The organism is Pseudomonas sp. 57B-090624 (assembly GCF_003234055.1).
Lineage (GTDB): Bacteria > Pseudomonadota > Gammaproteobacteria > Pseudomonadales > Pseudomonadaceae > Metapseudomonas > Metapseudomonas tohonis.
Genome location: NZ_QKRU01000001.1, coordinates 129,157 through 149,104, shown reverse-complemented (window position 1 = coordinate 149,104; position 19,948 = coordinate 129,157). Strand labels below are relative to the sequence as shown.

Annotated in this window: 24 protein-coding genes; 6 read left to right on the top strand and 18 right to left on the bottom strand. The window is 67.1% G+C overall.

Going from position 1 to position 19,948, the window contains the following annotated elements; all coding sequences use genetic code 11:
- Position 1: 1 nt before the first annotated feature.
- Positions 2-1,591 (bottom strand): cytochrome c oxidase subunit I, encoded by a 1,590-nt coding sequence (gene ctaD, locus DMX10_RS00710; RefSeq protein ID WP_111259291.1) that lies wholly within the window; start codon positions 1,589-1,591, stop codon positions 2-4.
- A 1-nt stretch (position 1,592) separates the two neighbouring features.
- Positions 1,593-2,720 carry a cytochrome c oxidase subunit II gene (coxB, locus tag DMX10_RS00705; protein WP_111259290.1) on the bottom strand — a complete coding sequence of 376 codons (1,128 nt, stop codon included), beginning with the start codon at positions 2,718-2,720 and terminating at the stop codon, positions 1,593-1,595.
- 376 nt (positions 2,721-3,096) lie between these two features.
- Between coxB and DMX10_RS00700 the strand changes: the two genes are divergently transcribed.
- Positions 3,097-3,756: a hypothetical protein gene (locus tag DMX10_RS00700; protein WP_111259289.1), complete on the top strand. Its 660-nt coding sequence runs from the start codon at positions 3,097-3,099 to the stop codon at positions 3,754-3,756.
- Positions 3,757-3,759: 3 nt separating this feature from the next.
- Here DMX10_RS00700 and DMX10_RS00695 read toward each other — a convergent pair whose 3' ends face one another.
- The 11 genes from DMX10_RS00695 to DMX10_RS00645 form a co-directional block, all read right to left on the bottom strand.
- Positions 3,760-5,289 carry a SulP family inorganic anion transporter gene (locus tag DMX10_RS00695; RefSeq protein WP_111259288.1) on the bottom strand — a complete coding sequence of 510 codons (1,530 nt, stop codon included), beginning with the start codon at positions 5,287-5,289 and terminating at the stop codon, positions 3,760-3,762.
- Between the two features lie 65 nt (positions 5,290-5,354).
- Positions 5,355-6,077 carry a carbonic anhydrase gene (locus DMX10_RS00690; protein WP_111259287.1) on the bottom strand — a complete coding sequence of 241 codons (723 nt, stop codon included), beginning with the start codon at positions 6,075-6,077 and terminating at the stop codon, positions 5,355-5,357.
- A 292-nt stretch (positions 6,078-6,369) separates the two neighbouring features.
- Entirely contained in the window at positions 6,370-7,074 is a 705-nt protein-coding gene (locus DMX10_RS00685) for a carbonic anhydrase (RefSeq protein WP_044410202.1), read from the bottom strand.
- Between the two features lie 149 nt (positions 7,075-7,223).
- Positions 7,224-8,282, bottom strand: a complete 1,059-nt coding sequence (locus tag DMX10_RS00680) for a PA0069 family radical SAM protein (protein ID WP_111259286.1) — start codon at positions 8,280-8,282, stop codon at positions 7,224-7,226.
- 81 nt (positions 8,283-8,363) lie between these two features.
- Complete coding sequence (locus DMX10_RS00675; RefSeq protein ID WP_111259285.1) at positions 8,364-8,876, bottom strand: hypothetical protein; 513 nt, start codon at positions 8,874-8,876, stop codon at positions 8,364-8,366.
- Positions 8,873-9,697, bottom strand: coding sequence for a hypothetical protein (locus DMX10_RS00670; RefSeq protein ID WP_111259284.1), 825 nt, complete (start codon positions 9,695-9,697; stop codon positions 8,873-8,875). Before DMX10_RS00670 ends, DMX10_RS00675 begins: the two co-directional genes overlap by 4 nt.
- A 127-nt stretch (positions 9,698-9,824) precedes the next feature.
- Positions 9,825-10,466: a Vat family streptogramin A O-acetyltransferase gene (locus DMX10_RS33095; protein ID WP_111259283.1), complete on the bottom strand. Its 642-nt coding sequence runs from the start codon at positions 10,464-10,466 to the stop codon at positions 9,825-9,827.
- A gap of 36 nt (positions 10,467-10,502) precedes the next feature.
- Entirely contained in the window at positions 10,503-11,282 is a 780-nt protein-coding gene (locus tag DMX10_RS00660) for a DUF3658 domain-containing protein (protein ID WP_111259282.1), read from the bottom strand.
- 22 nt (positions 11,283-11,304) lie between these two features.
- Positions 11,305-11,586 (bottom strand): YheV family putative zinc ribbon protein, encoded by a 282-nt coding sequence (locus DMX10_RS00655; RefSeq protein WP_111259281.1) that lies wholly within the window; start codon positions 11,584-11,586, stop codon positions 11,305-11,307.
- Positions 11,583-13,631: an oligopeptidase A gene (gene prlC, locus DMX10_RS00650; RefSeq protein ID WP_111259280.1), complete on the bottom strand. Its 2,049-nt coding sequence runs from the start codon at positions 13,629-13,631 to the stop codon at positions 11,583-11,585. The genes DMX10_RS00655 and prlC overlap by 4 nt, the downstream gene beginning before the upstream one ends.
- A gap of 82 nt (positions 13,632-13,713) precedes the next feature.
- A complete protein-coding gene (locus tag DMX10_RS00645; RefSeq protein ID WP_111259279.1) occupies positions 13,714-13,902 on the bottom strand; it encodes a hypothetical protein in 189 nt (62 codons plus the stop codon).
- Between the two features lie 166 nt (positions 13,903-14,068).
- Here DMX10_RS00645 and DMX10_RS00640 point away from each other — a divergent pair, with 166 nt between their 5' ends.
- Together DMX10_RS00640 and DMX10_RS00635 are read left to right on the top strand one after the other, a co-directional pair.
- Complete coding sequence (locus DMX10_RS00640; protein WP_111259278.1) at positions 14,069-14,614, top strand: gamma carbonic anhydrase family protein; 546 nt, start codon at positions 14,069-14,071, stop codon at positions 14,612-14,614.
- Positions 14,615-14,704: 90 nt separating this feature from the next.
- Positions 14,705-15,355: an HAD family hydrolase gene (locus tag DMX10_RS00635; RefSeq protein ID WP_111259277.1), complete on the top strand. Its 651-nt coding sequence runs from the start codon at positions 14,705-14,707 to the stop codon at positions 15,353-15,355.
- 36 nt (positions 15,356-15,391) lie between these two features.
- On the opposite strand, the gene DMX10_RS00630 is transcribed toward DMX10_RS00635, so the two are convergent.
- A complete protein-coding gene (locus DMX10_RS00630) occupies positions 15,392-15,625 on the bottom strand; it encodes a DUF1161 domain-containing protein (protein ID WP_111259276.1) in 234 nt (77 codons plus the stop codon).
- A gap of 29 nt (positions 15,626-15,654) precedes the next feature.
- On the bottom strand, positions 15,655-16,752 hold the full coding sequence (locus DMX10_RS00625) for an aminopeptidase (protein ID WP_111259275.1): 1,098 nt from the start codon (positions 16,750-16,752) through the stop codon (positions 15,655-15,657).
- A gap of 49 nt (positions 16,753-16,801) precedes the next feature.
- Between DMX10_RS00625 and DMX10_RS00620 the strand changes: the two genes are divergently transcribed.
- Together DMX10_RS00620 and DMX10_RS00615 are read left to right on the top strand one after the other, a co-directional pair.
- A complete protein-coding gene (locus tag DMX10_RS00620; RefSeq protein ID WP_111259274.1) occupies positions 16,802-17,218 on the top strand; it encodes a hypothetical protein in 417 nt (138 codons plus the stop codon).
- 51 nt (positions 17,219-17,269) lie between these two features.
- Positions 17,270-17,689: a hypothetical protein gene (locus DMX10_RS00615; RefSeq protein WP_111259273.1), complete on the top strand. Its 420-nt coding sequence runs from the start codon at positions 17,270-17,272 to the stop codon at positions 17,687-17,689.
- Positions 17,690-17,696: 7 nt separating this feature from the next.
- On the opposite strand, the gene DMX10_RS00610 is transcribed toward DMX10_RS00615, so the two are convergent.
- The 3 genes from DMX10_RS00610 to DMX10_RS00600 form a co-directional block, all read right to left on the bottom strand.
- Positions 17,697-18,695 carry an LLM class flavin-dependent oxidoreductase gene (locus DMX10_RS00610; protein ID WP_111259272.1) on the bottom strand — a complete coding sequence of 333 codons (999 nt, stop codon included), beginning with the start codon at positions 18,693-18,695 and terminating at the stop codon, positions 17,697-17,699.
- A gap of 192 nt (positions 18,696-18,887) precedes the next feature.
- Positions 18,888-19,112, bottom strand: a complete 225-nt coding sequence (locus DMX10_RS00605; RefSeq protein ID WP_111259271.1) for a DUF1161 domain-containing protein — start codon at positions 19,110-19,112, stop codon at positions 18,888-18,890.
- A gap of 158 nt (positions 19,113-19,270) precedes the next feature.
- Complete coding sequence (locus tag DMX10_RS00600; RefSeq protein ID WP_111259270.1) at positions 19,271-19,486, bottom strand: dodecin; 216 nt, start codon at positions 19,484-19,486, stop codon at positions 19,271-19,273.
- 138 nt (positions 19,487-19,624) lie between these two features.
- On the opposite strand from DMX10_RS00600, the gene DMX10_RS00595 reads away from it, so the two are divergent.
- Positions 19,625-19,945 (top strand): DUF883 domain-containing protein, encoded by a 321-nt coding sequence (locus DMX10_RS00595; protein WP_236205087.1) that lies wholly within the window; start codon positions 19,625-19,627, stop codon positions 19,943-19,945.
- The last annotated feature ends 3 nt before the right edge of the window (positions 19,946-19,948 follow it).

Below are 19,948 nucleotides of genomic sequence, written 5' to 3'. Positions count from 1 at the left end.
TTCACTTCACCTCCGGCGGGGTGCTGAAGGTGTGGTAGGGCGCCGGCGAGGGCACGGTCCACTCCAGTCCCTCGGCACCGTCCCAGGGCTTGGCCGGTGCGGGTTTGCCGCCACGGATGCACTTGATGACGATGAACAGGAACAGCAGCTGGGTGGCGCCGAAGGTGAAGGCGCCGATGGAGGAGATCATGTTGAAGTCGGCGAACTGCAGGTTGTAGTCCGGGATGCGTCGCGGCATGCCGGCCAGCCCCACGAAGTGCATGGGGAAAAAGGCCAGGTTCATGCCGACGAAGCTCATCCAGAAGTGCAGCTTGCCGAGGGTCTCGTCGTACATGTGGCCGGTCCACTTCGGCAGCCAGTAGTAGGCCGAGGCGAAGATGCCGAAGATGGCGCCGGGCACCAGCACGTAGTGGAAGTGGGCCACCACGAAGTAGGTGTCGTGGTACTGGAAGTCCGCCGGGGCGATGGCCAGCATCAACCCGGAGAAGCCGCCGATGGTGAAGAGGATGACGAAAGCCACCGCGAACAGCATCGGTGTCTCGAAGGTCATCGAGCCCTGCCACATGGTGCTGGCCCAGTTGAACACCTTCACCCCGGTGGGCACGGCGATCAACATGGTGGCGTACATGAAGAACAGCTCGCCGGTCAGCGGGATGCCGACCACGAACATGTGGTGCGCCCAGACGATGAAGGAGAGGAAGGCGATGGAGGCGGTGGCGTAGACCATCGAGGTGTAGCCGAACAGCGGCTTGCGCGCGAAGGCCGGGATGATCGAGCTGACCGCGCCGAAGGCGGGCAGGATCATGATGTACACCTCGGGGTGGCCGAAGAACCAGAACACGTGCTGGAACAGCACCGGGTCGCCGCCGCCGGCCGCGCTGAAGAAGCTGGTGCCGAAGTGGATGTCCATCAGCATCATGGTCACGCAGCCCGCCAATACCGGCATCACCGCGATGAGCAGGAAGGCGGTGATCAGCCAGGTCCAGACGAACAGCGGCATCTTCATCAGGGTCATGCCCGGGGCGCGCAGGTTGAGGATGGTGGCGATCACGTTGATCGCGCCCATGATCGAGCTGATGCCCATCAGGTGGATGGCGAAGATGAAGTAGGTGACGCTCTCCGGCGCGTAGGTGGTGGACAGCGGCGCGTAGAAGGTCCAGCCGAAGTTGGGCCCGCCGCCGGCGGTGAACAGGGTGCTGATGAGCAGGCCGAAGGCCGCCGGCAGCAACCAGAAGCTGAAGTTGTTCATGCGCGGCAGGGCCATGTCCGGCGCGCCGACCATCAGCGGGATCATCCAGTTGGCCAGGCCGACGAAGGCCGGCATCACCGCGCCGAAGACCATGATCAGGCCGTGCATGGTGGTCATCTGGTTGAAGAAGGCCGGTTCGACGATCTGCAGCCCGGGCTGGAACAGCTCGGCGCGGATCACCATCGCCATGGAGCCTCCGAGGAGGAACATGGCGAAGGCGAACCACAGGTACATGGTGCCGATGTCCTTGTGGTTGGTGGTGAGCACCCAGCGCATCAGGCCCTTGGCCGGACCGTGGTGGTGATCATGCCCGGCATGATCGTGGTCGATCACTGCACTCATGTCATTTCTCCTCGGCTTGTTTGAGGGCCAGGACTTCCTTGGGCGTGACCATGTCGCCCGTGTTGTTGCCCCAGGCATTGCGCTCGTAGGTGATGACGGCGGCGATGTCGACTTCCGACAGCTGCTTGCCGAAGGCGGCCATGGCGGTGCCGGGCTTGCCGTGGAAGACGATGCTGAGGTGGTCCTCCTTAGGCCCGGTGGCGATCTTCGAGCCCTTGAGCGCCGGGAACATGGGCGGCATGCCCTGGCCCTCGGGCTGGTGACAGGCCGCGCAGGTGGTGTGGTAGACCTTGTCGCCACGGGCGGTGAGCTCTTCGAGCGTCCACTCCTTGTCGGTCAGCTCCTTGAGCTTGGCCACCTCTTCCTTGCGGCCGGCGAGCCACTTGGCGAAGTCCTCCTTGGACTTGGCCTCGACCACGATGGGCATGAAGCCGTGGTCCTTGCCGCAGAGCTCGGCGCACTGGCCGCGATAGAGGCCGGGCTTGTCGATGCGCGTCCAGGCCTCGTTGACGAAGCCGGGGATGGCGTCGCGCTTGACCGCCAGCGCCGGGACCCACCAGGAGTGGATCACGTCGGCGGCGGTGATCAGGAAGCGCACCTTGGTGCCCACCGGGATCACCAGCGGCTCGTCCACCTCCAGCAGGTAGTGCTCGTCCTTCTCCGCCTTGTTGTGGATCTGCTCGGCGGGCGTGGCGAGGTTGCTGAAGAATTCGACGTCCTGGCCCAGGTACTTGTAGTTCCACTTCCACTGGTAGCCGGTGACCTGGATGTCCAGCTCGGATTCGGAACTGTCGTAGATGTCGATCAGGGTCTTGGTGGCGGGTATCGCCATCAGCACCAGGATGACGAAGGGCACGACCGTCCAGAGGATCTCCACCGTGGTGCTCTCGTGGAAATGCGCAGGTTCCTGGCCGGTGGAGCGGCGGTGGATGATCATCGACCAGAACATGGCGCCGAACACGATCACGCCGATCACGACGCAGATCCAGAAGATCGTCATGTGCAGATCGAAAACGGTACGGCTGACCTCGGTGGCGCCCGGTGTCATGTTGACGGTCCAGGCGGCTTGCGCCTGGCTGAAAATCGACCACAGCAGGAGTCCCATCCAGACTCGTGGATGTCGCATCATTGCGGGTTCCCCTTATCGTTCTTGTTATCCCGCCGGCTGGGCCAGCGGCTAAGGGAGCGGTCGTTAATACGGCTGACTTTAACGGCCGACCTTCAGCACGGTGGTGCGCAGTCGGGTGTCATCAGGTAACGCCTTTCGAGTCGGAGTATAGACACCGACTTGAAGCTGGCAACGCGGGGGGAAAATTGGCGCAACGGCCACAAGCCTTGTCCTAAACGCCACGGCTGGCGCGGGGTTGGCGAAGGTGCACGCACCCCGTTATCGCGAGTGCGCATAAGCATTACGGCATTATGACAATCGGGTCTTAGCTGCCCGCGACGGCGAGCTAAGTTGTGTCTTCCCCTCCCTTCGATCCATGTCCTATCCAGGAGCAGTCATGAATACCCTCGCCCTGCGCGAACTCATCCAGCGAGCCCACGAACAGGAAGCCCGGAGCGGGCACCTGGCGCGCATCCTCTCCACCCAGCTGGACCGCCTCCACCCCGCGATCCGCCTGCCCGCCACCGACGCCGAAGGCGTACTGGCGCGCTTCGTCAGCGCCTACATCGAGCAGGTGCCGGACGTGCTCGACGCCGCCGCCAACGTCGCCCGCGAGGCCGGCATCGAGGCGCAGGTCAAGCCGGTGCTGAAGGTCGCCGAGCAGTTCTTCCTGCAGCCGCCGAGCATGGTGGAAGGCCACGAGGGCCTGGATGGCCTGCTCGACGAGGCCTACCTCGCCCACCGCCTGGTGGAGGAGGTGAACGATCGCTACATCGCCCACCTGGGCGAGCCGCTGATCCCCCTGGACACCACCGTGGCCAACCTCATCGCCCACCAGCTGATCGGCGAGCCCTTCGCCAACCAGCTGGACGAAGCCGTGCACCATGCGGTGGACGGCATGCTCGACGAGGCGGTGTTCGAACGCGCATCCGTGCAGCATTACCGCGACAGGCTGCACGACCCAAAGGTGGAAGCGGCGTGGAAGCGCTGGCCCTGCCTCTCGCGCCAGCTCGGCGTCGAACTGCAGCTGGACCAGGCGCAACGCGCCGCCGGCTGAACTTCAGACGGCGCGGCCGCGCAGGCTGAGCAGCCGTCCTTCCAGGCGCCGGTTCAGGGCACGGGGCTCGATCTGCAGGGCCCCACCCTGTCGCTGCGCGGCGCGCCCCCAGTCCTCCAGCAGCTCCATGCAGGCGTGGTCGATGTAGCTGAGGTTATCCAGCGGCACCTGCAGCCGCGTGCCCGGCGCCACGCCCTCCAGCACCCGCGCCAGCTGCGGCACCCGCAGGAAGGTGGCAGCGCCGGTCAGGCGCAGCTCCGCCTCGCCGGGAGCCCCCTGTACCAGGGCGATCTTCAGGCGCGAAGCCTTCCAGGCCAGCTTGGCCAGGGTCAGCGCGAAGCCGATCAGCACGCCACTGAGCAGGTCGAAGGCGACGATGCCCAAAGCCGTGGCGGCGTAGATCAGCAAGGGCGCGCGGCCGTAGCGCGAGAGGCCGCGCATGGCCTTGGCATCCACCAGCTTGAAGCCGGTGAACACCAGCACGCCCGCCAGGGCCGCCACCGGAATGCTCTGCAGCACCATCGGCAGCAGGGCGACGAAGGCCAGCAGCCAGCCACCGTGCAGCACGGCGGACAGGCGCGTGCGGGCGCCGGCCTGGACGTTGGCGGAACTGCGCACGATCACCCCGGTCATGGGCAACGCGCCCAGGACGCCACACAGCAGGTTGCCCACACCCTGGGCCGACAGCTCGCGGTCCAGGTCGGAGCGCGGCCCGCCGTGCATGCGGTCCACCGCCGCGGCGGAAAGCAGTGTCTCGGCGCTGGCGACGAACGCCACCACCAGCGCCGCCAGGAGGATCTGCGGGTCGGCCAGGCCGAGCAGATCGGCCGGGCGCAGCCAGTCGATGGCCTCGCCCAGGGTGGCCGGCACCGTCACCCGCTGCACATCGAGCGCGAGAGCCAGGCTGGCCAGGGTCGCCAGGCTGACACCGATCAGCGCACCGGGCAGGAAGCGCAGCGACTGCGGGCGCCAGCGCTCCCAGCCCCACATGCAGGCGATGGTGCCCAGGCCCAGCGCTGCGGCAGCCAGGCCGCTGCCGGGCCCGACCTGGGCGAGCGCGTTGATCAGCGTCTCGGGGAACGCCAGCAGGTTTTCCAGCCCCGATGCCTGGGGCCTGGCATCGAACATCACATGCACCTGCGACATCACGATGAGCGCGCCGATGCCGGCGAGCATGCCGTAGACCACCGCTGGCGCCGTGACCCGGAACCAGCAGCCCAGGCGCAGGCGCCCGGCGCACAGCTGCAACAGCCCGGCCAGCACCAGGATGGGCCCGAGCATGGCCATGCCGTGCTCGCGCACCAGCTCGAAGACCAGCACGGCGAGGCCGGCCGCCGGGCCGCTGACCTGCAACGGCGAGCCCGCCAGCCAGCCGACCACCAGGCCGCCGACGATGCCGGTGATCAGCCCCTTGGCCGGCGGCATGCCGGAGGCGATGGCGATGCCCATGCACAGCGGCAGGGCGACGAGAAAGACGACCACCGAGGCCAGCAGGTCCCGGGGCAAGGTGGATTTCAAGGAAGCAAGGCGCATGTCGCGATCTCCTGCGGCACGAGGGGCGCGGCGGTCTCGACCGCCACGGCGTATGGGGAGGGGCGTCAGGACGCCAGGTAGCGCGGGCGGGGCGTGGCCATGGCGACGCGGCCTTGCTGCAGCGGCAGGAAGCACCCGGCCTCGGCGTCGTAGGCGCGGATGGCGGCGGTCTCGATGTCGTACACCCAGCCGTGGATGAACAGCTGCCCGGCGGCCATGCGCGCCGCCACGGCGGGGTGGGTGCGCAGATGGTCCAGCTGGGCCACCACGTTCTCCTCGGTCAGCACGCCCAGGGCATCGTGCCCGGCACAATCGCAGTTGCGCTCCACCAGGCTGCGAGCCACCTCGGCATGGCGCAGCCAGGCGCTGACGGTGGGCATGCCGAGCAGGGAATCCGGGGCCAGCACGGCCTTCATCGCGCCGCAGTCGGAGTGCCCGCAGACGATGATGTGGTGCACGCCAAGGGCCATGACCGCGTACTCGATGGCGGTGGAAACGCCACCGTTCATCTGGCCGTAGGGCGGCACCAGGTTGCCGACGTTGCGGGTGACGAACAGATCGCCGGGCGAACTGTGGGTGATCAGCTCCGGCGCAACCCGCGAGTCGGCGCAGGTGATGAACATGGCGCGCGGCGACTGCTGCCGGGCCAGGCGCTGGAAAAGGCCGCGTTGCTGGGGAAAGGTCTCCTCGCGGAAGCGCCGGCAGCCACGCACCAGGGTGTCGAAGGTGGTTGCGGCGTCGTTCTCTGCCAAGGGGGCGGGCGGGATGCTGCGGATGTCCTGTTTCATGCTTTCTCCTGTTTGCGTTCCGAGCGGGCCGGTGGCCCTCGTGACCTGCCGGTTGATGGCGGCCTGCAACCCGACCGGGCGGTCGGGATGGAGAAAAACCTTAGGCGCGAAGACTTAACTCAAACTGAAGAAACCGCTCTGGAATGAGCATTACAGACGAATGGCCGATAGCAGTCTGCCAGCCCGGGCCAGCGATGGGACCACCGTGCAGGCGCTCGACGCGACGCAGGCGCAGCCGCGAAAGGGAGGAAGGAAACGGACGTTGCCCCGGCCGAAGCCGGGGCACCGGGGCTCACAGGTAGCGGGCGCGGGGCGTGGCCATCGGCAGCGGGCCGTCGCCGATGGTGCGGAAGCGACCGCTCTCGGCGTCGTAGGCGCGGATGGCGGCGGTCTCGATGTCGTACACCCAGCCGTGGATGAACAACTGGCCGCTGGCCAGGCGCGCCGCCACCGAGGGATGGGTGCGCAGGTGGTCCAGCTGGGCCACCACGTTCTCCTCGGTGAGCACGCCCAGGGTCTCGTGGTTGGCGCAGCCGCAGTTCTCGGCGACCACGGTGCGGGCCACCTCGGCATGGCGCAGCCAGGCCTTGACGGTGGGCATGCGCTCCAGCTGCTCGGGGTTGAGCACCGCCTTCATGGCGCCGCAGTCGGAGTGGCCGCAGATGATGATGTGGTGCACGCCGAGGGCCATGACGGCGAATTCGATGGCGGTGGAAACGCCGCCGTTCATCTGCCCATAGGGCGGCACCACGTTGCCGACGTTGCGGGTGACGAACAGGTCGCCGGGGGAGCTCTGGGTGATCAGCTCCGGGACGATGCGCGAGTCGGCGCAGGTGATGAACATGGCGCGGGGTTTCTGCTCATGGGCCAGGCGCTTGAACAGCTCTTCCTGCTCCGGGTAGACCTGGTCGCGGAAACGCTGGAAACCTTCGACGATGTTGCGCAGCGCTTCTTCGGCGCTTTCCTGGGGTTGCGGGGTATCGTGCTCGTCGCTCATGCCGACCTCGTTCGCCTTGGGACTCTGTAGGGGTAAGTGGGATTACTTTACCGACATGGTCGGATTTATCCGACCCCCTACAGGACACCGTTCGGCGCGTTGCGGTCACACGCCGGGTACGTAAAAAGCCGTGCCGTTCATCCCATCGCTCAGAGCAGGGCCATCTGCCCGCCGGGCGGGCAGAAGCGCGAGCAGTCCAGCGCCACGTCGCCGCGCTTCTCCAGGCCCAGGCGACGCATGGCCACGGCGAAGCGCTGGGCCAGCAGCTCGGCAAAGGCACCTTCGCCGCTGAAGCGCTTGCCGAAGCGGCTGTCATAGACCTCGCCGCCCCGGCACTGGCGGATGATGCTCATCACGTGGGCCGCACGTTGCGGGTAGTGGGCCTGGAGCCATTCTTCGAACAGCGGCGCCACCTCCCGGGGCAGGCGCACCAGCATGTAGGAGGCGCTGCGCGCGCCGGCATCGCGGGCCGCCTCCAGCAGGCTTTCCAGCTCGCTGTCGTTGATCATCGGGATCATCGGCGAGCACAGCACGCCCACCGGTACGCGGTTCTCGCGCAGCACGCGGATCGCCCGCAGCCGTGCGGAGGGCGCCGCGGCGCGGGGCTCGAGCACGCGCTTGAGCGCGTCGTCGAGGGTGGTGAGGCTGATCATCACCTTGACCAGGCGCTGTTCGGCCAGCTGGGTCAGCAGGTCGAGGTCGCGCAGCAGCAGCGAGCCCTTGGTGACGATGGTCAGCGGATGGCGGTAGCGCAGCAGCACTTCCAGCACCTGGCGGGTGATGCGGTGCTCGCGCTCGATGGGCTGGTAGGGGTCGGTGTTGGCCCCCAGGGCGATGGGCGCGCACGCGTAGCCGGGCTTGCTCAACTGCTGCTCCAGCAGGGCAGCGGCGTTGGTCTTGGCGATCAGCCGGGTCTCGAAGTCGATGCCCGGGGACATGTCCCAGTAGGCGTGGCTGGGCCGCGCGTAGCAATAGATGCAGCCATGCTCGCAACCACGGTAGGGGTTGATGGAGCGGTCGAAGGGCAGGTCTGGCGACTGGTTGCGGGCGATGATGCTCTTGGCCGTCTCGATGCGCACCTCGGTGGCGCGGGTCGGTGGCACTTCCTGGTACCAGCCGTCGTCCTCGGCCACCGAGAGGGTCGGGGCGAAGCGGTTGTAGGGGTTGCTACCGGTTCCACGGCCACGGGGCGGAAGGGTGACGGACATGGCGGACGCTCCGAAGATACTGTATGCATGAACAGTATATTCTTACAGCGTCCTACGCCAGCCGGTTTTCGTCGGAAAGCCCTACTCGTCCTCGCTCGGCGGCGTGAACGGCTCGATCAGGTACTGGCGACCGTGGGCCTTGCAGTCGGCGAGGGTGCCTTCGGCGGAAGCGCGCAGCTGCAGGAAGCTGCTGCCGAAACGCTGTTCGTCGGTATCCACCAGGCCGTCCTTCAGGTCCACGCTGTTGGCCATGGCCATGGAGTCGGCGTACTTGAAGTCATCCCCCCAGCCGGACTTGCCGGTCCAGAGGACGATGCGCTGGCCCTCCTGCCAGTGCACCGCCGCCTTGCGCTTGCCGTCCGGCCACTGGTAGCCGACCACGCAGAAGTGGTTGGTGCCGTCGTTGCGCCGGGCCTGCACCAGCAGGTAGCGCATGTCCTGTTCGGGATCGGCGAAGGCCTTGTCCTGGGCGATGTCGAAGCGCGCCACCTGGCCGCTGTAGATCGACGGGCCGAAGGGCTCGGCCGCACAGGCACCGAGGGCGACGAGGAGCAGGGCGCCGGAGAAGAGTCCGGCCAGGCGTGGGCTGTTCATTTCTTCGGTTTACCGGGGTTGTTGGGGTTGTCGATGAAGGCCTGGGTGAGGCTGAAGAAGGTCTGGCCACCCTTGTCGACCGCCTTGATGAAATAGCCGCCCGGGTTGCTGCCTTCGGTCATCCAGCCGTAGACCGGCGGCTTGTAGGGCTTGGCCAGGCTCTTGCCCGCCGCCACGTCCAGCGCGTTCTGCACATGCTGGCGGACGAAGGAGAAACGCAGGTCGGAGCCGTCGTTGGCCAGGCGCAGGTAGCTGTCGATCTTGCCTTCCTTGCTGCCGATGGACGGGTAGTTGCCGAACCCCTCGAACTGCAGCGGGTCGCGGGCGGTGATGAAGCCCGTCATGGTCTTGTTGGCCGGCTTGCCGAAGTGCTTGGGTTCGGAGAACGCCATGCGGTTCTCGATGACCTGGCGCATCAGCTGCATGGAAAACAGGGCCTCCTCCAGGCCGCCGGCGTTCTTCGGCACCACCGATTCGGCCAGCAGCAGGCGCGCGAGGCAACCTTCGTCGGTGCTGGCATCGGGCAGCGTCAACGCTTCCAGCACGGTGATGACCACGTGGATGCCGGAAGGCAGGTCGTCGGTGGCGGAAAAGGCTTCTACGCGCACCGACTGGCAGGCGCGCAGCGCCTTGATGGTGATGCTCTGCTCGCTCTGGCGATCATTCGCGTCCTGCTTCACTTCCAGGCAGGTGTTGGCGCTCTTGATCCGGTAGTGCTTCTTGCCCGGGCCCAGGCCGTTGAGCTTCAGCTTGAGGACGTTGCCGACCACCAGTTCGAGGCTGCCGACGACCGGAAGTTTGTTGCGGGTGAAGGTGGGCACCTGGGTCTCCTTGCTGTATCGCCGCCCTCTGCGGCGGCTCCCTGTGCAGCGGGGCACAGCAGGGAAAATTACTCCCGGCCCCGCGCTGCGGCAAGGCGCCCGGTCGGCGGAAGTGACGCAGTTCGCCTCAGTCTTCGCGGACGCAGCGCTCCAGGGCATCGAGGTCCGCCGCCATGATCGCCGCCATGTGCCGGCTGATCGTCTCCACCGGCCAGTCCCACCAGGCAATGGCCAGCAGGCGCTCCACCACTGCGTCGGGAAAGCGCTGTTTCAGCGGCTCGGCCGGGTTGCCGCCGACCACGGTGTAGGGCGGCACGTCGCGGGTCACCACCGAGCGCGAGGAGATGATCGCGCCGTCGCCGATCGTCACCCCCGGCATTATCAATGCCTCGTAGCCGATCCACACGTCGTTGCCGATCCGGGTGTCGCCCTTGTTGGGAAACTCGGACAGCTCCGGCATGTGCCGCTCCCAGCCACCGCCGAAGATCTGGAAGGGGTAGGTGGAGAAGCCGGAAAGCTTGTGGTTGGCGCCGTTCATGATGAACTTCACCCCGCGCGCGATGGCGCAGAAGCGCCCGATCACCAGGCGATCGCCGATGAAGGGGTAGAGATACAGGACGTTGCGCTCGAAATTCTCCGAGTCGTCCGGGTCGTCGTAATAGGTGTATTCGCCGATCTCGATCTGCGGGTTGCTCACCGTGTTGCGGATGAAGCAGACCTGCGGGAAGCCGGCCATGGGGTGCGGGTTGCGGGGGTCGGGTCCGTGCATGGGGCCTCCGGCTCGTGAGGGTGGGTGCTGCCCGGATCAGGCGGACAGACGCACCTGCAGGCCGCCGTAGCCATTGGCGCCGGGCTCGCCCTGGATCTCGACACGACCCTGGGCGGCCAGTTCACGGGCGCGCCAGAAGAGGAAGAAGTCGGTGGCGAAGAAGCCATCGCAACGGGCCATGACGTCGGCCATCGCGCGGCCCAGCGGGCGCCACTCCGATGTGCAGGACCCGATCAGGTCGGCATCGATGAAGCTGAAGTCCTCGCCATGGAAAGCCCCTTCGCGCCAGCGGCGGATGCCCGCGCCTTCGGCCAGCACGCCGCGCCACTGGGCCGCCAGCGCCTGGCGGCGCTCCGCCTCGATCAGCCTGGGCAGGTACAGCTCGGCCAGGTCGTCCGGCGCATGCATGGCCACGGCGCGACGGCTGGCCACGCGGCTGTCACCGCTGCCGCAAGGCACTTCCCAGAGCGGCAGCTGGCTGTGTTCCAGCGCCGCCGCGACGCGGGCCAGCAGCAGCTGCTCGGAGGCGCTGTCGCCATGCCAGACGGTCACCGCGTGGCTCTGGGCGGCGAGGCCGGCGAGCCACTGCGCATCCTCAACCAGGCCGGCCTCGAAGTCCGGCACCGGCTGCACCGCCACCGGCCAGACCCCACGCCAGAAGGCGGCGCGGCGGGTGCAGGGCGGCTGTTCGATGTCCTTCAGCGGGCCGACCGCGAGATCGTCGCGCAGCACCCGCAGGAAGGTGCGCGCCGCGTCTGCGCCGAGCACGGACGCGACACCTTCGACCGCGTTGTCACCGCATACCAGGTGCCACATCACGCCCTCCTTGGCCTCGACGCTACTCGCTGGGCTTCTTCAGTTTCGGATTGGGGAAGAACTGCACGCCCTGGACCTTCGGGTCGGCCGGCTTGGGCACGGCCTTGTTGACCCGCGTGCCCAGCTCTCTGGGCACCGACTGGCCTTGCGCGTTGAGGGTGTCGGCATAGCCGCAGGCCACGCACTGGCGGTGCGGCACGCCGTCCTCGTCCCACATCTGGATGCGGTCCTGCTCGCTGCACGCCGGGCACACGGCACCGGCGATGAAGCGTTTCTTGGTGATGTTCACGGGGCCTTCGCTCATGCGGCCTCCGACGACAGGCCGAGGTGGCGCAGCAGGGCGTCGATGGAGGGCTCGCGGCCGCGGAAGTCGACGAACAGCACCATCGGCTCCTGGGAGCCGCCACGGGCGAGGATGGCCTCGCGGAAGGCGCGGCCGGTGTCGGCGTTGAACACGCCTTCTTCCTCGAACCTGGAGAAGGCGTCGGCGGAGAGCACTTCCGCCCACTTGTAGCTGTAGTAACCGGCCGCGTAACCACCGGCGAAGATGTGCGCGAAGCTGTTGGCGAAGCGGTTGAAGGCCGGCGGGCGCATCACCGAGACCTCGGCGCGGATGCCTTCGAGCACCTCCAGCACGCTGCGGCCATCGCCGTGGGTGGCGTGCAGCTCGAAGTCGAACAGGGAGAACTCCAGCTGGCGCACCATCATCAGGCCGGACTGGAAGTTCTTCGCCGCCAGCATCTTGTCCAGCAGGTCCTGGGGCAGGGGTTCGCCGCTCTGGTAGTGGCCGGAGATCAGCGCCAGGCCTTCCGGCTCCCAGCACCAGTTCTCCATGAACTGGCTGGGCAGCTCGACCGCGTCCCAGGCCACGCCATTGATGCCGGAGGCCCCGGCGTGCTCGACGCGGGTCAGCAGGTGGTGCAGGCCGTGGCCGAACTCGTGGAACAGGGTGGTGACTTCGTCGTGGGTCAGCAGCGCGGGCTTGCCGCCGACGGCCGGCGTGAAGTTGCACACCAGGTTGGCCACCGGGCTGACCAGCTTGCCGGCGGAGGTGCGGCGCTTGTCGCGGGCACCGTCCATCCACGCGCCACCACGCTTGTTGGCGCGGGCATAGAGGTCGAAGAAGAAGCGGCCGACGTGCTGGCCGTTCTCGCGGATCTCGAACAGGCGCACGTCCGGGTGCCAGGTGTCGAAGCCCGACAGCTCGCGGATCTCGATGCCATAGAGCTTCTGCACGATGGCGAAGAGGCCGGTGAGCACCTTGTCGATGGGGAAGTAGGCGCGGAGGATTTCCTGGGAGATGCTGTAGCGCTGCTCGCGCAGCTTCTCGCTGTAGTAGCCGGTGTCCCAGCTCTGCAGATCATCCAGGCCCTGTTCGGCGGCGAAGGCCTTGAGCTCGTCGAGGTCCTGCTGCGCGAAGGGCTTGCTGCGCACGGCCAGGTCGCGGAGGAAGCTCAGCACCTGGTCGCTGGACTCGGCCATCTTGGTCGCCAGGCTCAGCTCGGCGTAGCTGGCGAAACCGAGCAGGCCGGCCAGTTCCTGGCGCAGGTCGAGGATCTGCTCCATCACCGGGCCATTGTCGTTCTGGCCGGCGTTCGGCCCCTGGTCGGAGGCACGGGTGCAGTAGGCGGTGTAGACCTCTTCGCGCAGGGCGCGGTCGTTGGCGTAGGTCATCACCGCGTAGTAGCTGGGGAACTCCAGGCTGATCAGCCAGCCATCCAGGCCCTTGGCCTGGGCGGCCTGGGCCATCTGCGCGCGGGCGGACTCGGTGAGGCCGTCGAGCGCGGCTTCGTCGGTGACGTGCTTGGTCCAGGCCTGGGTGGCGTCCAGCAGCTGGTTGGAGAAGCGGCTGGTGAGCTCGGAGAGCTTCATCTGGATTTCGCCATAGCGCTGCTGCTTGTCGGCCGGCAGGTCGATGCCGGAGAGGCGGAAGTCACGCAGGGCGTGTTCGAGGATGGTCTTCTGCGCCACGTCGAAGCCGGCGGCCTCGGGGCTGCCGGCCAGTGCCTCGTAGGCCTGGAACAGTTCGCGGTTCTGGCCCAGTTCGGTCCAGTACTCGGAGAGCTTGGGCAGGCAGGCCTCATAGGCGCCGCGCAGCTCGGCGCTGTTGCACACGGCGTTGAGGTGGCTGACCGGGCTCCACGCACGGCCCAGGCGCTCGCCGAGTTCGTCCAGCGCCAGCACCAGGCCCTGCCAGGTCGGCGTACCCTGCTGGCCGGCGAGCAGCGCATCGATGGCGGCGCGGCTGTCGGCGAGGATGGTGTCGATGGCGGGCTCTACATGTTCCGGACGGATGCTGGAGTAGGGCGGCAGGTCGAAATCCTGAAGGAGGGGATTGCTGGAACTCACGGCATTCACCTGTTGCGTCTGGAAAGTTGATGGATCGTTGATACCGGGAAAGAGAGAGGGGGCACAAGGCCCCCTCCGAAAATCATTTCCTGCGCCTGGACAGATGCCAGGAGCCGTTCAGTGGCATACCGCTCACGCCCTTGGCGATCTTCTTGATCTGCCCTCCTCGCCGCAGATAGGCGGCTACATGGGCCTCGAGGGCTTCGCGGGTCACCGTGGCCGCTGCGGCCTTGGGACGATTCGCGGAAGATCTGAAACTCAAGGTAGTCATGGACACTCTCCTTTCCAGAGACGGCCGGCCACTATGCCAGAATTTTGACGTGCCTGCCTGGAAGGGGACTGAAGAGTGGGACAACCATCGAGCCGGGAGGTTTACCCCGGGTCGACAGCGGACATCTTAATTACAATCGGCGTACAACGCAGCCACAGGACTTTCTATGAGCGCGATACGAACCTACCGCGGCACCGCACCACAGCTGGGTGAACGGGTTTTCGTCGATCGATCCGCAGTCGTCATCGGCGATGTCGAACTGGGCGAGGACAGCTCGGTCTGGCCCTTCGCCCTGATCCGCGGCGACATGCATCACATCCGCATCGGGGCACGGACCAGCGTGCAGGACGGCAGTGTCCTGCATATCACCCATGCCGGCCCCTTCAACCCGGACGGCTTTCCCCTTCTCATCGGCGACGACGTGACCATCGGCCACAAGGTGACCCTGCACGGCTGCACCCTCGGCAACCGCATCCTGGTGGGCATGGGCAGCATCGTCATGGACGGCGCCGTGGTCGAGGACGAGGTGGTGATCGGCGCCGGCAGCCTGGTGCCACCGGGCAAGCGCCTGGAGAGCGGCTTCCTCTACGTCGGCAGCCCGGTGAAACAGGCCCGCCCGCTGAGCGACAAGGAAAGGGCCTTCTTCACCTACAGCGCCGCCAACTACGTGAAGCTGAAGGACCTGCATATCGCCGAGGGATACGACCAATGACGCCACCGGCCGGCCATGCCCAGCGGATGCTCGGCACGGTCGGCCAACCCCGCTATCCTGCCCACCCCCGAGCCCAGACCGCCTAAAGCCATGCACCAGCCGAACATCCTCTTCGACCTCGACGGCACCCTCACCGACCCGCGCGAGGGCATCACCCGCTCCATCCAGTACGCCCTGGGCAAGCTGGATATCCACGAGCCGGACCTCACCCGCCTGGAGCATTTCATCGGCCCGCCGCTGTTGCAGTGCTTCATGCAGACCTACGGTTTCGACGAGCCGCGCGCCTGGGAGGCGGTGAACCACTACCGCGATCGCTTCAAGGTCACCGGGCTCTACGAGAACCGCGTGTTCGAGGGCGTCGCCCAGCTGCTGGGGATGCTCGGCGAGCAGGGCCGCACGCTGTACATCGCCACCAGCAAGCCGGCGGTGTTCGCCCGCGAGATCGCCCGGCACTTCGACTTCGCCAGGCATTTCAAGGTGATCTACGGCAGCGAGCTGGACGGCACCCGCACCAACAAGGTGGACCTGATCCGCCACCTGCTGGACGAGGAGGGATTGGACCCGGCGCAGACGCTGATGATCGGTGACCGCAAGCACGACCTGATCGGCGCCCGGGAGAATGGCCTGCAAGCCATCGGCGTCGGCTACGGCTTCGGCAGCCACGAGGAGCTGATGGCGGAAGCCCCGGCCTGGTACTTCGCCACCCTCGCGGAAATGCACCAGGCCTTCGAAGGCGTGTAGCCCGGGCTTCAGCCCGGGTGCTCCAGGGCTGCGGACTCAGGTCCCGTTGCGCTGGTAGACGATCTTCTTCGTGCCGTTCTCGCAGGTGCCGACCACCATGTTCGGGTCTTCCACCTCGGCGGCCGGCACGATTTCCAGCGTATAGGCGGTCACCCCGGCGGCCTGGATCTTCACCTCGATCTCCTGCTTGAGCGCCTCGCACGGCTTGGGCGCCGCCACGGCGGTGCTCCCCAGCAGGCCGAGCAGCACGGCCAATCCCCATCTGTTCATCGCACACCTCCTGTCAGGCGAATCCGCGTTCATTCGACCGATGCGGCCACCGGCGAGTTCTCCGGCATCAGCTCGGCCAGGGCGGCCTGGCGCTCGACCGGCGGACGCGCCGCCAGCGCTGCCACCCGCCCGTGGAAATCCGTCCAGCCGGCGCTGCGCCGATACAACTCGGCGAAGGCCGGCACCCAGCGGTCGTAGAGGCCGAAAGGCAGCAGCTTGGCGTTGTTCAGCGGGCTTTCGATCCAGCCGTCGTAGCGGCCCACGCCCTGCCACTGGCTGTCACGCAGCTGGCGATAGTCCCGGCGCAGGCGCTCGAACTCGGCCTGCTTGGCCAGGTGCTTCTGCGCCTCGGGCAGGTCGCTGGCGTAGAGCCGCTCCAGGCGCTCGCGGCAGGCCAGCACCAGCGCGGTGAACTGATCGCGCTGGCGCACCCCGGCCTCGCCGCCGACCGGCAGGCCCTGGCGAGCGCGCCACTGGCGCAGGCCCTCGCGCTCGACGAAGCTGGCGAAGGATTCGTTGAAGGCGCTGTCGTCGGCGACATAGAGCTTCTGGTGCGCCAGCTCGTGGAAGATCACCGCCGCCAGCCGGTCATCGTCCCAGCGCACCATGCTGCTGAGGATCGGGTCGTCGAACCAGCCCAGGGTGGAATAGGCCTCGACGCCGCCGATCCAGGTATCCAGCCCCTGCTCGCGCATCAGCGCCGCGGCGCCGCGTGCACGGCCGGGCTGGTAGTAGCCGCGGTAGGCGACGCAACCGGCGATGGGGAAGCAGTGGGTGATGGGCGCCAGGGACAGCGCCGGCGTGGCGAAGACGTTCCACACCACGAAGGGCCTGTGGATATCGGCATAGACGCGGTAGCTGCCGTTGTCCGGCAGGGCCAGTTCGGCGCTGGCGAAATCCCGCGCCCGTTGCGCCAGCGCCAGGCGCTGGCGAAACGCGGCATCACGGGCGGGATCGGCGAGCACCTGCGCCACCGGCTCGCGGGCGCGCAGCAGCTGGAACTGACCGCTGGCCAGCTGGCCGTAGTAGTCCAGGCTGGAGCAACCGTTCAGCGCCAGGGCGAGCAGCAACGGAACCGCAAAGGCGCGGGCGCGGTCGAGAGAGGCTAGAAGAATGGGGGCCGGCATGGCGTGAAGCTAGCGCATGGCCCCAAAGCACGCCACAAGGAGTTGCCGCATGCGTCGCCTGCTTCCCACTGTCCTGCTGCTCAACCTCGGCGGTTGCTCGCTGATCATGCCCAGCCCCGACCCCGACCAGGCCTGGATCGACCTTGACCCGCCGCAAAGGCATGCCTTGCAGGCGACCCGCGTCGACCGCCAGCCGCTGGAGGACGACCGCTACTTCCAGGTCACCCCCGGCAACCACGAACTGGAAGTGCGCTTCAGTTTCGACGTGGACGGCGACGACATCGGCCCCCAGCGCGAGCCCATGACCCGCACCTGCCTGCTGAAGCTGGACTACCCGGAATTCACTGCTGGCCAGCGCTACCAGCTCAAGGCCGGCGGCATCGGCTTCCGCCCCTGGGCGCGGCTCTACAGTGAAGACAACCGCGAGGTGGCGCGGGCGCGGGAAAGTCGCTGCGGCGATGTCTGAAAACGGGCGCCAGGTTTATCCTGAACGCCCCGCCCTTCCGAGGATTCCGCCATGCGCAAGCTACCCGCCGCATGCCTGCTGGCCAGCCTGACGGCCTGCGCCGGCCCGCTTCCCCAGCCCGACCCCGGCCAGGCCTGGATCGACCTGCGCGGCGAGCCGGGCACCACCTTCATGGCCGACCGCCTGGACGGCAAGCGCACCGCCGACGGACGCTACTACCAGGTCACCCCCGGTCGCCATGAACTGGAGATGCGCTACCAGTTCGAGGTTTCCAGCGGCGGCGGCTTCAACAGCGACGCAGGCCCCTTCCAGCTCACCTGCCATGTGCGCATCCGCTTTGACGGGTTCGCCGCCGGCGAGCGCTACCGCATCGACGCACGCCCGATCGTCATGCGCCCCCAGGTGCTGATGTACGACGCCCGAGCCCAGGTGGTGGCGCGTGGCGAGACGCTGGGCTGCGGGCCGATCTGAACCGCCCCTAGCCGCGCAGGCCGGCGAGGATGTCGAAGGCGCGCAAGCGGTGCTCGTGCTGGTAGACGTCGCAGGTGAAGATCAGCTCGTCCGCGCCGGTCTGCTCCAGCAGCACCTCCAGCTTGCCGCGGATCTTTTCCGGCCCACCGACCATGGCCATCGCCAGGAAGCTGCCGACCGCCTCCTTCTCGTGGGGCAACCAGCGCCCGGCCATGCTCTCCACCGGCGGGCGCAGCACCAGGCTCTCGCCACGCATCAGGCTCAGCACCCGCTGGTAGACGGTGGTGGCGAGGAAGTCCGCCTCCTCGTCCGTGGGCGCAGCCACCAGGGGCACGCCAAGCATCACGTAGGGCGCATCGAGCACCGCCGAGGGGCGGAAATGGTTGCGGTAGACACGGATCGCCTCGTGCATGTAGCGCGGGGCGAAGTGCGAAGCGAAGGCGTAGGGCAGGCCCTTCTGCCCGGCCAGCTGGGCGCTGAACAGGCTGGAGCCGAGCAGCCAGATCGGCACCCGGGTGTCCATGCCGGGCATGGCGATGACCTTCTGCCCTTCCAGGCGCGGGCCGAGCAGCAGCTCCAGCTCCTCCACGTCCTGGGGGAAATCGTCGGCGCTGCCGGAGCGCTCGCGGCGCAGGGCGCGGGCGGTCAGGTGGTCGGCGCCCGGCGCACGGCCAAGGCCCAGTTCGATGCGCCCGGGGTAGAGCGTGGCGAGGGTGCCGAACTGCTCGGCGATCACCAGCGGCGCGTGGTTCGGCAGCATGATCCCGCCCGATCCCAGGCGTAGCGTGGAGGTATTGGCCGCCAGGTAGCCCAGCAGCACCGAAGTGGCGGAACTGGCGATGCCTTCCATATTGTGGTGCTCGGCCACCCAGAAGCGCGAGAAGCCGAGCTGTTCCACATGGCGCGCCAGGGCCAGGGAGTTGTGCAGCGCCTGGGCGGGGCCGCCATCGTCGCGGATGGGCGCCAGGTCGAGGACGGAAAGGGGCAGGGAAGAAAGGGCTGACATAGCGAAGGGACCTTGCTGAGGGGAAGACTCGCGCCTTCCACGTGACCACAGGGGTCCTACTCTAGGCCGACCCGCAGGCAGCCACCAGAAGGCACTTTTCGGTAACCAGGGCACCTCGGGGTAAGCAAGGCAGGCTGGCGAGCGCCCATGAAAAAGCCGGCGCGGACGCCGGCTTGACAGCTCATCGCGCGATCAATTGCGCTGGTAGACGATTTCCTTGGTGCCCGCTTCGCAGCTGCCGACCACCTTCTTGTCGGTCGCGCTGCCCTTGTCGACGATCTCAAGGGTGTAGGAGGTGGCTCCGTTCGCCTTGATCTTCGCGTCGATCTCGGACTTCAGCTCTTCACAGGGCTTGGCGGCGGCGAAGGCCGAGCCGGCAAGGGTGAACAGGCCAATGGCCAACAACAGTTTCTTCATCGGTAACGCTCCCTCGTTGTAGAAAAGAAAAGGCTCGAGCGAGCCGCGGAGACCAGCCGTCTCCAAGGGGATGGCATCTGTGGTCTTGTTCGATCCGACACCACATGGCCAAACCTGTGTGAGCCTAGCCCAGCGGCCGGGCGTTATCTGTAAGACGATCAGCTATCGCTGAGTCGGAAGCCGACCTTCAAAGTGACCTGGTAATGGCCGACCTTGCCGTTCTCGATGTGCCCCCGGGTCTCCACGACCTCGAACCAGTCGAGATTGCGGATGGACTTGGCCGCCTCGGCCAGGGCGTTGTTGATCGCCTCGTCGATGCTGTTGCGGGAGGAGCCGACGATCTCGATCTTCTTGTAGGTGTGATGATCCGACATGGATGTTCTCCTTGCGTTTCAGAAATGGGCCACTTGCCATCTCAGGCCCGGGATGTCCCGAATAAGTTCAGATTAGCTGCACTCCTCGGCGATACGGGGGTCGGACCTAGTACCCCAACCCGAAAGAGGAGGTACGACATGGCTCTCTTCATGTCTCGCAAGAAATCCACCCTGCAGGGCATCGAGCAGGAAATCGAACAACTGCGCAGCGGTATCGAGCGCATCAAGCACGTGGTGGAGGCCGAGTCGCAGCACTCGCTGGACGCCATCCAGAGCGGCGCCCTGCATACCCTGAGCCGCTCTCGTGACCTCGCCGGCCAGGCCTGGGAGCGCACCGCCAGAGCCGGCATCGCCACCCGCGACTACAGCCGCGAGCACCCGCTGGCCACCGCCGGGGTGGCAGCGGGCGCCGTGGGCGTGGTGGCACTGGCGGCCTACATGCTGCGCCACCGGAGCTGAGCC

Coding starts and splice junctions, on each gene's coding strand:
- ctaD (WP_111259291.1), bottom strand. CDS start 1,591: ATGAGTGCAGTGATCGACCACGATCATGCCGGGCATGATCACCACCAC.
- coxB (WP_111259290.1), bottom strand. CDS start 2,720: ATGATGCGACATCCACGAGTCTGGATGGGACTCCTGCTGTGGTCGATT.
- DMX10_RS00700 (WP_111259289.1), top strand. CDS start 3,097: ATGAATACCCTCGCCCTGCGCGAACTCATCCAGCGAGCCCACGAACAG.
- DMX10_RS00695 (WP_111259288.1), bottom strand. CDS start 5,289: ATGCGCCTTGCTTCCTTGAAATCCACCTTGCCCCGGGACCTGCTGGCC.
- DMX10_RS00690 (WP_111259287.1), bottom strand. CDS start 6,077: ATGAAACAGGACATCCGCAGCATCCCGCCCGCCCCCTTGGCAGAGAAC.
- DMX10_RS00685 (WP_044410202.1), bottom strand. CDS start 7,074: ATGAGCGACGAGCACGATACCCCGCAACCCCAGGAAAGCGCCGAAGAA.
- DMX10_RS00680 (WP_111259286.1), bottom strand. CDS start 8,282: ATGTCCGTCACCCTTCCGCCCCGTGGCCGTGGAACCGGTAGCAACCCC.
- DMX10_RS00675 (WP_111259285.1), bottom strand. CDS start 8,876: ATGAACAGCCCACGCCTGGCCGGACTCTTCTCCGGCGCCCTGCTCCTC.
- DMX10_RS33095 (WP_111259283.1), bottom strand. CDS start 10,466: ATGCACGGACCCGACCCCCGCAACCCGCACCCCATGGCCGGCTTCCCG.
- DMX10_RS00660 (WP_111259282.1), bottom strand. CDS start 11,282: ATGTGGCACCTGGTATGCGGTGACAACGCGGTCGAAGGTGTCGCGTCC.
- DMX10_RS00655 (WP_111259281.1), bottom strand. CDS start 11,586: ATGAGCGAAGGCCCCGTGAACATCACCAAGAAACGCTTCATCGCCGGT.
- DMX10_RS00645 (WP_111259279.1), bottom strand. CDS start 13,902: ATGACTACCTTGAGTTTCAGATCTTCCGCGAATCGTCCCAAGGCCGCA.
- DMX10_RS00640 (WP_111259278.1), top strand. CDS start 14,069: ATGAGCGCGATACGAACCTACCGCGGCACCGCACCACAGCTGGGTGAA.
- DMX10_RS00635 (WP_111259277.1), top strand. CDS start 14,705: ATGCACCAGCCGAACATCCTCTTCGACCTCGACGGCACCCTCACCGAC.
- DMX10_RS00630 (WP_111259276.1), bottom strand. CDS start 15,625: ATGAACAGATGGGGATTGGCCGTGCTGCTCGGCCTGCTGGGGAGCACC.
- DMX10_RS00625 (WP_111259275.1), bottom strand. CDS start 16,752: ATGCCGGCCCCCATTCTTCTAGCCTCTCTCGACCGCGCCCGCGCCTTT.
- DMX10_RS00620 (WP_111259274.1), top strand. CDS start 16,802: ATGCGTCGCCTGCTTCCCACTGTCCTGCTGCTCAACCTCGGCGGTTGC.
- DMX10_RS00615 (WP_111259273.1), top strand. CDS start 17,270: ATGCGCAAGCTACCCGCCGCATGCCTGCTGGCCAGCCTGACGGCCTGC.
- DMX10_RS00610 (WP_111259272.1), bottom strand. CDS start 18,695: ATGTCAGCCCTTTCTTCCCTGCCCCTTTCCGTCCTCGACCTGGCGCCC.
- DMX10_RS00605 (WP_111259271.1), bottom strand. CDS start 19,112: ATGAAGAAACTGTTGTTGGCCATTGGCCTGTTCACCCTTGCCGGCTCG.
- DMX10_RS00600 (WP_111259270.1), bottom strand. CDS start 19,486: ATGTCGGATCATCACACCTACAAGAAGATCGAGATCGTCGGCTCCTCC.
- DMX10_RS00595 (WP_236205087.1), top strand. CDS start 19,625: ATGGCTCTCTTCATGTCTCGCAAGAAATCCACCCTGCAGGGCATCGAG.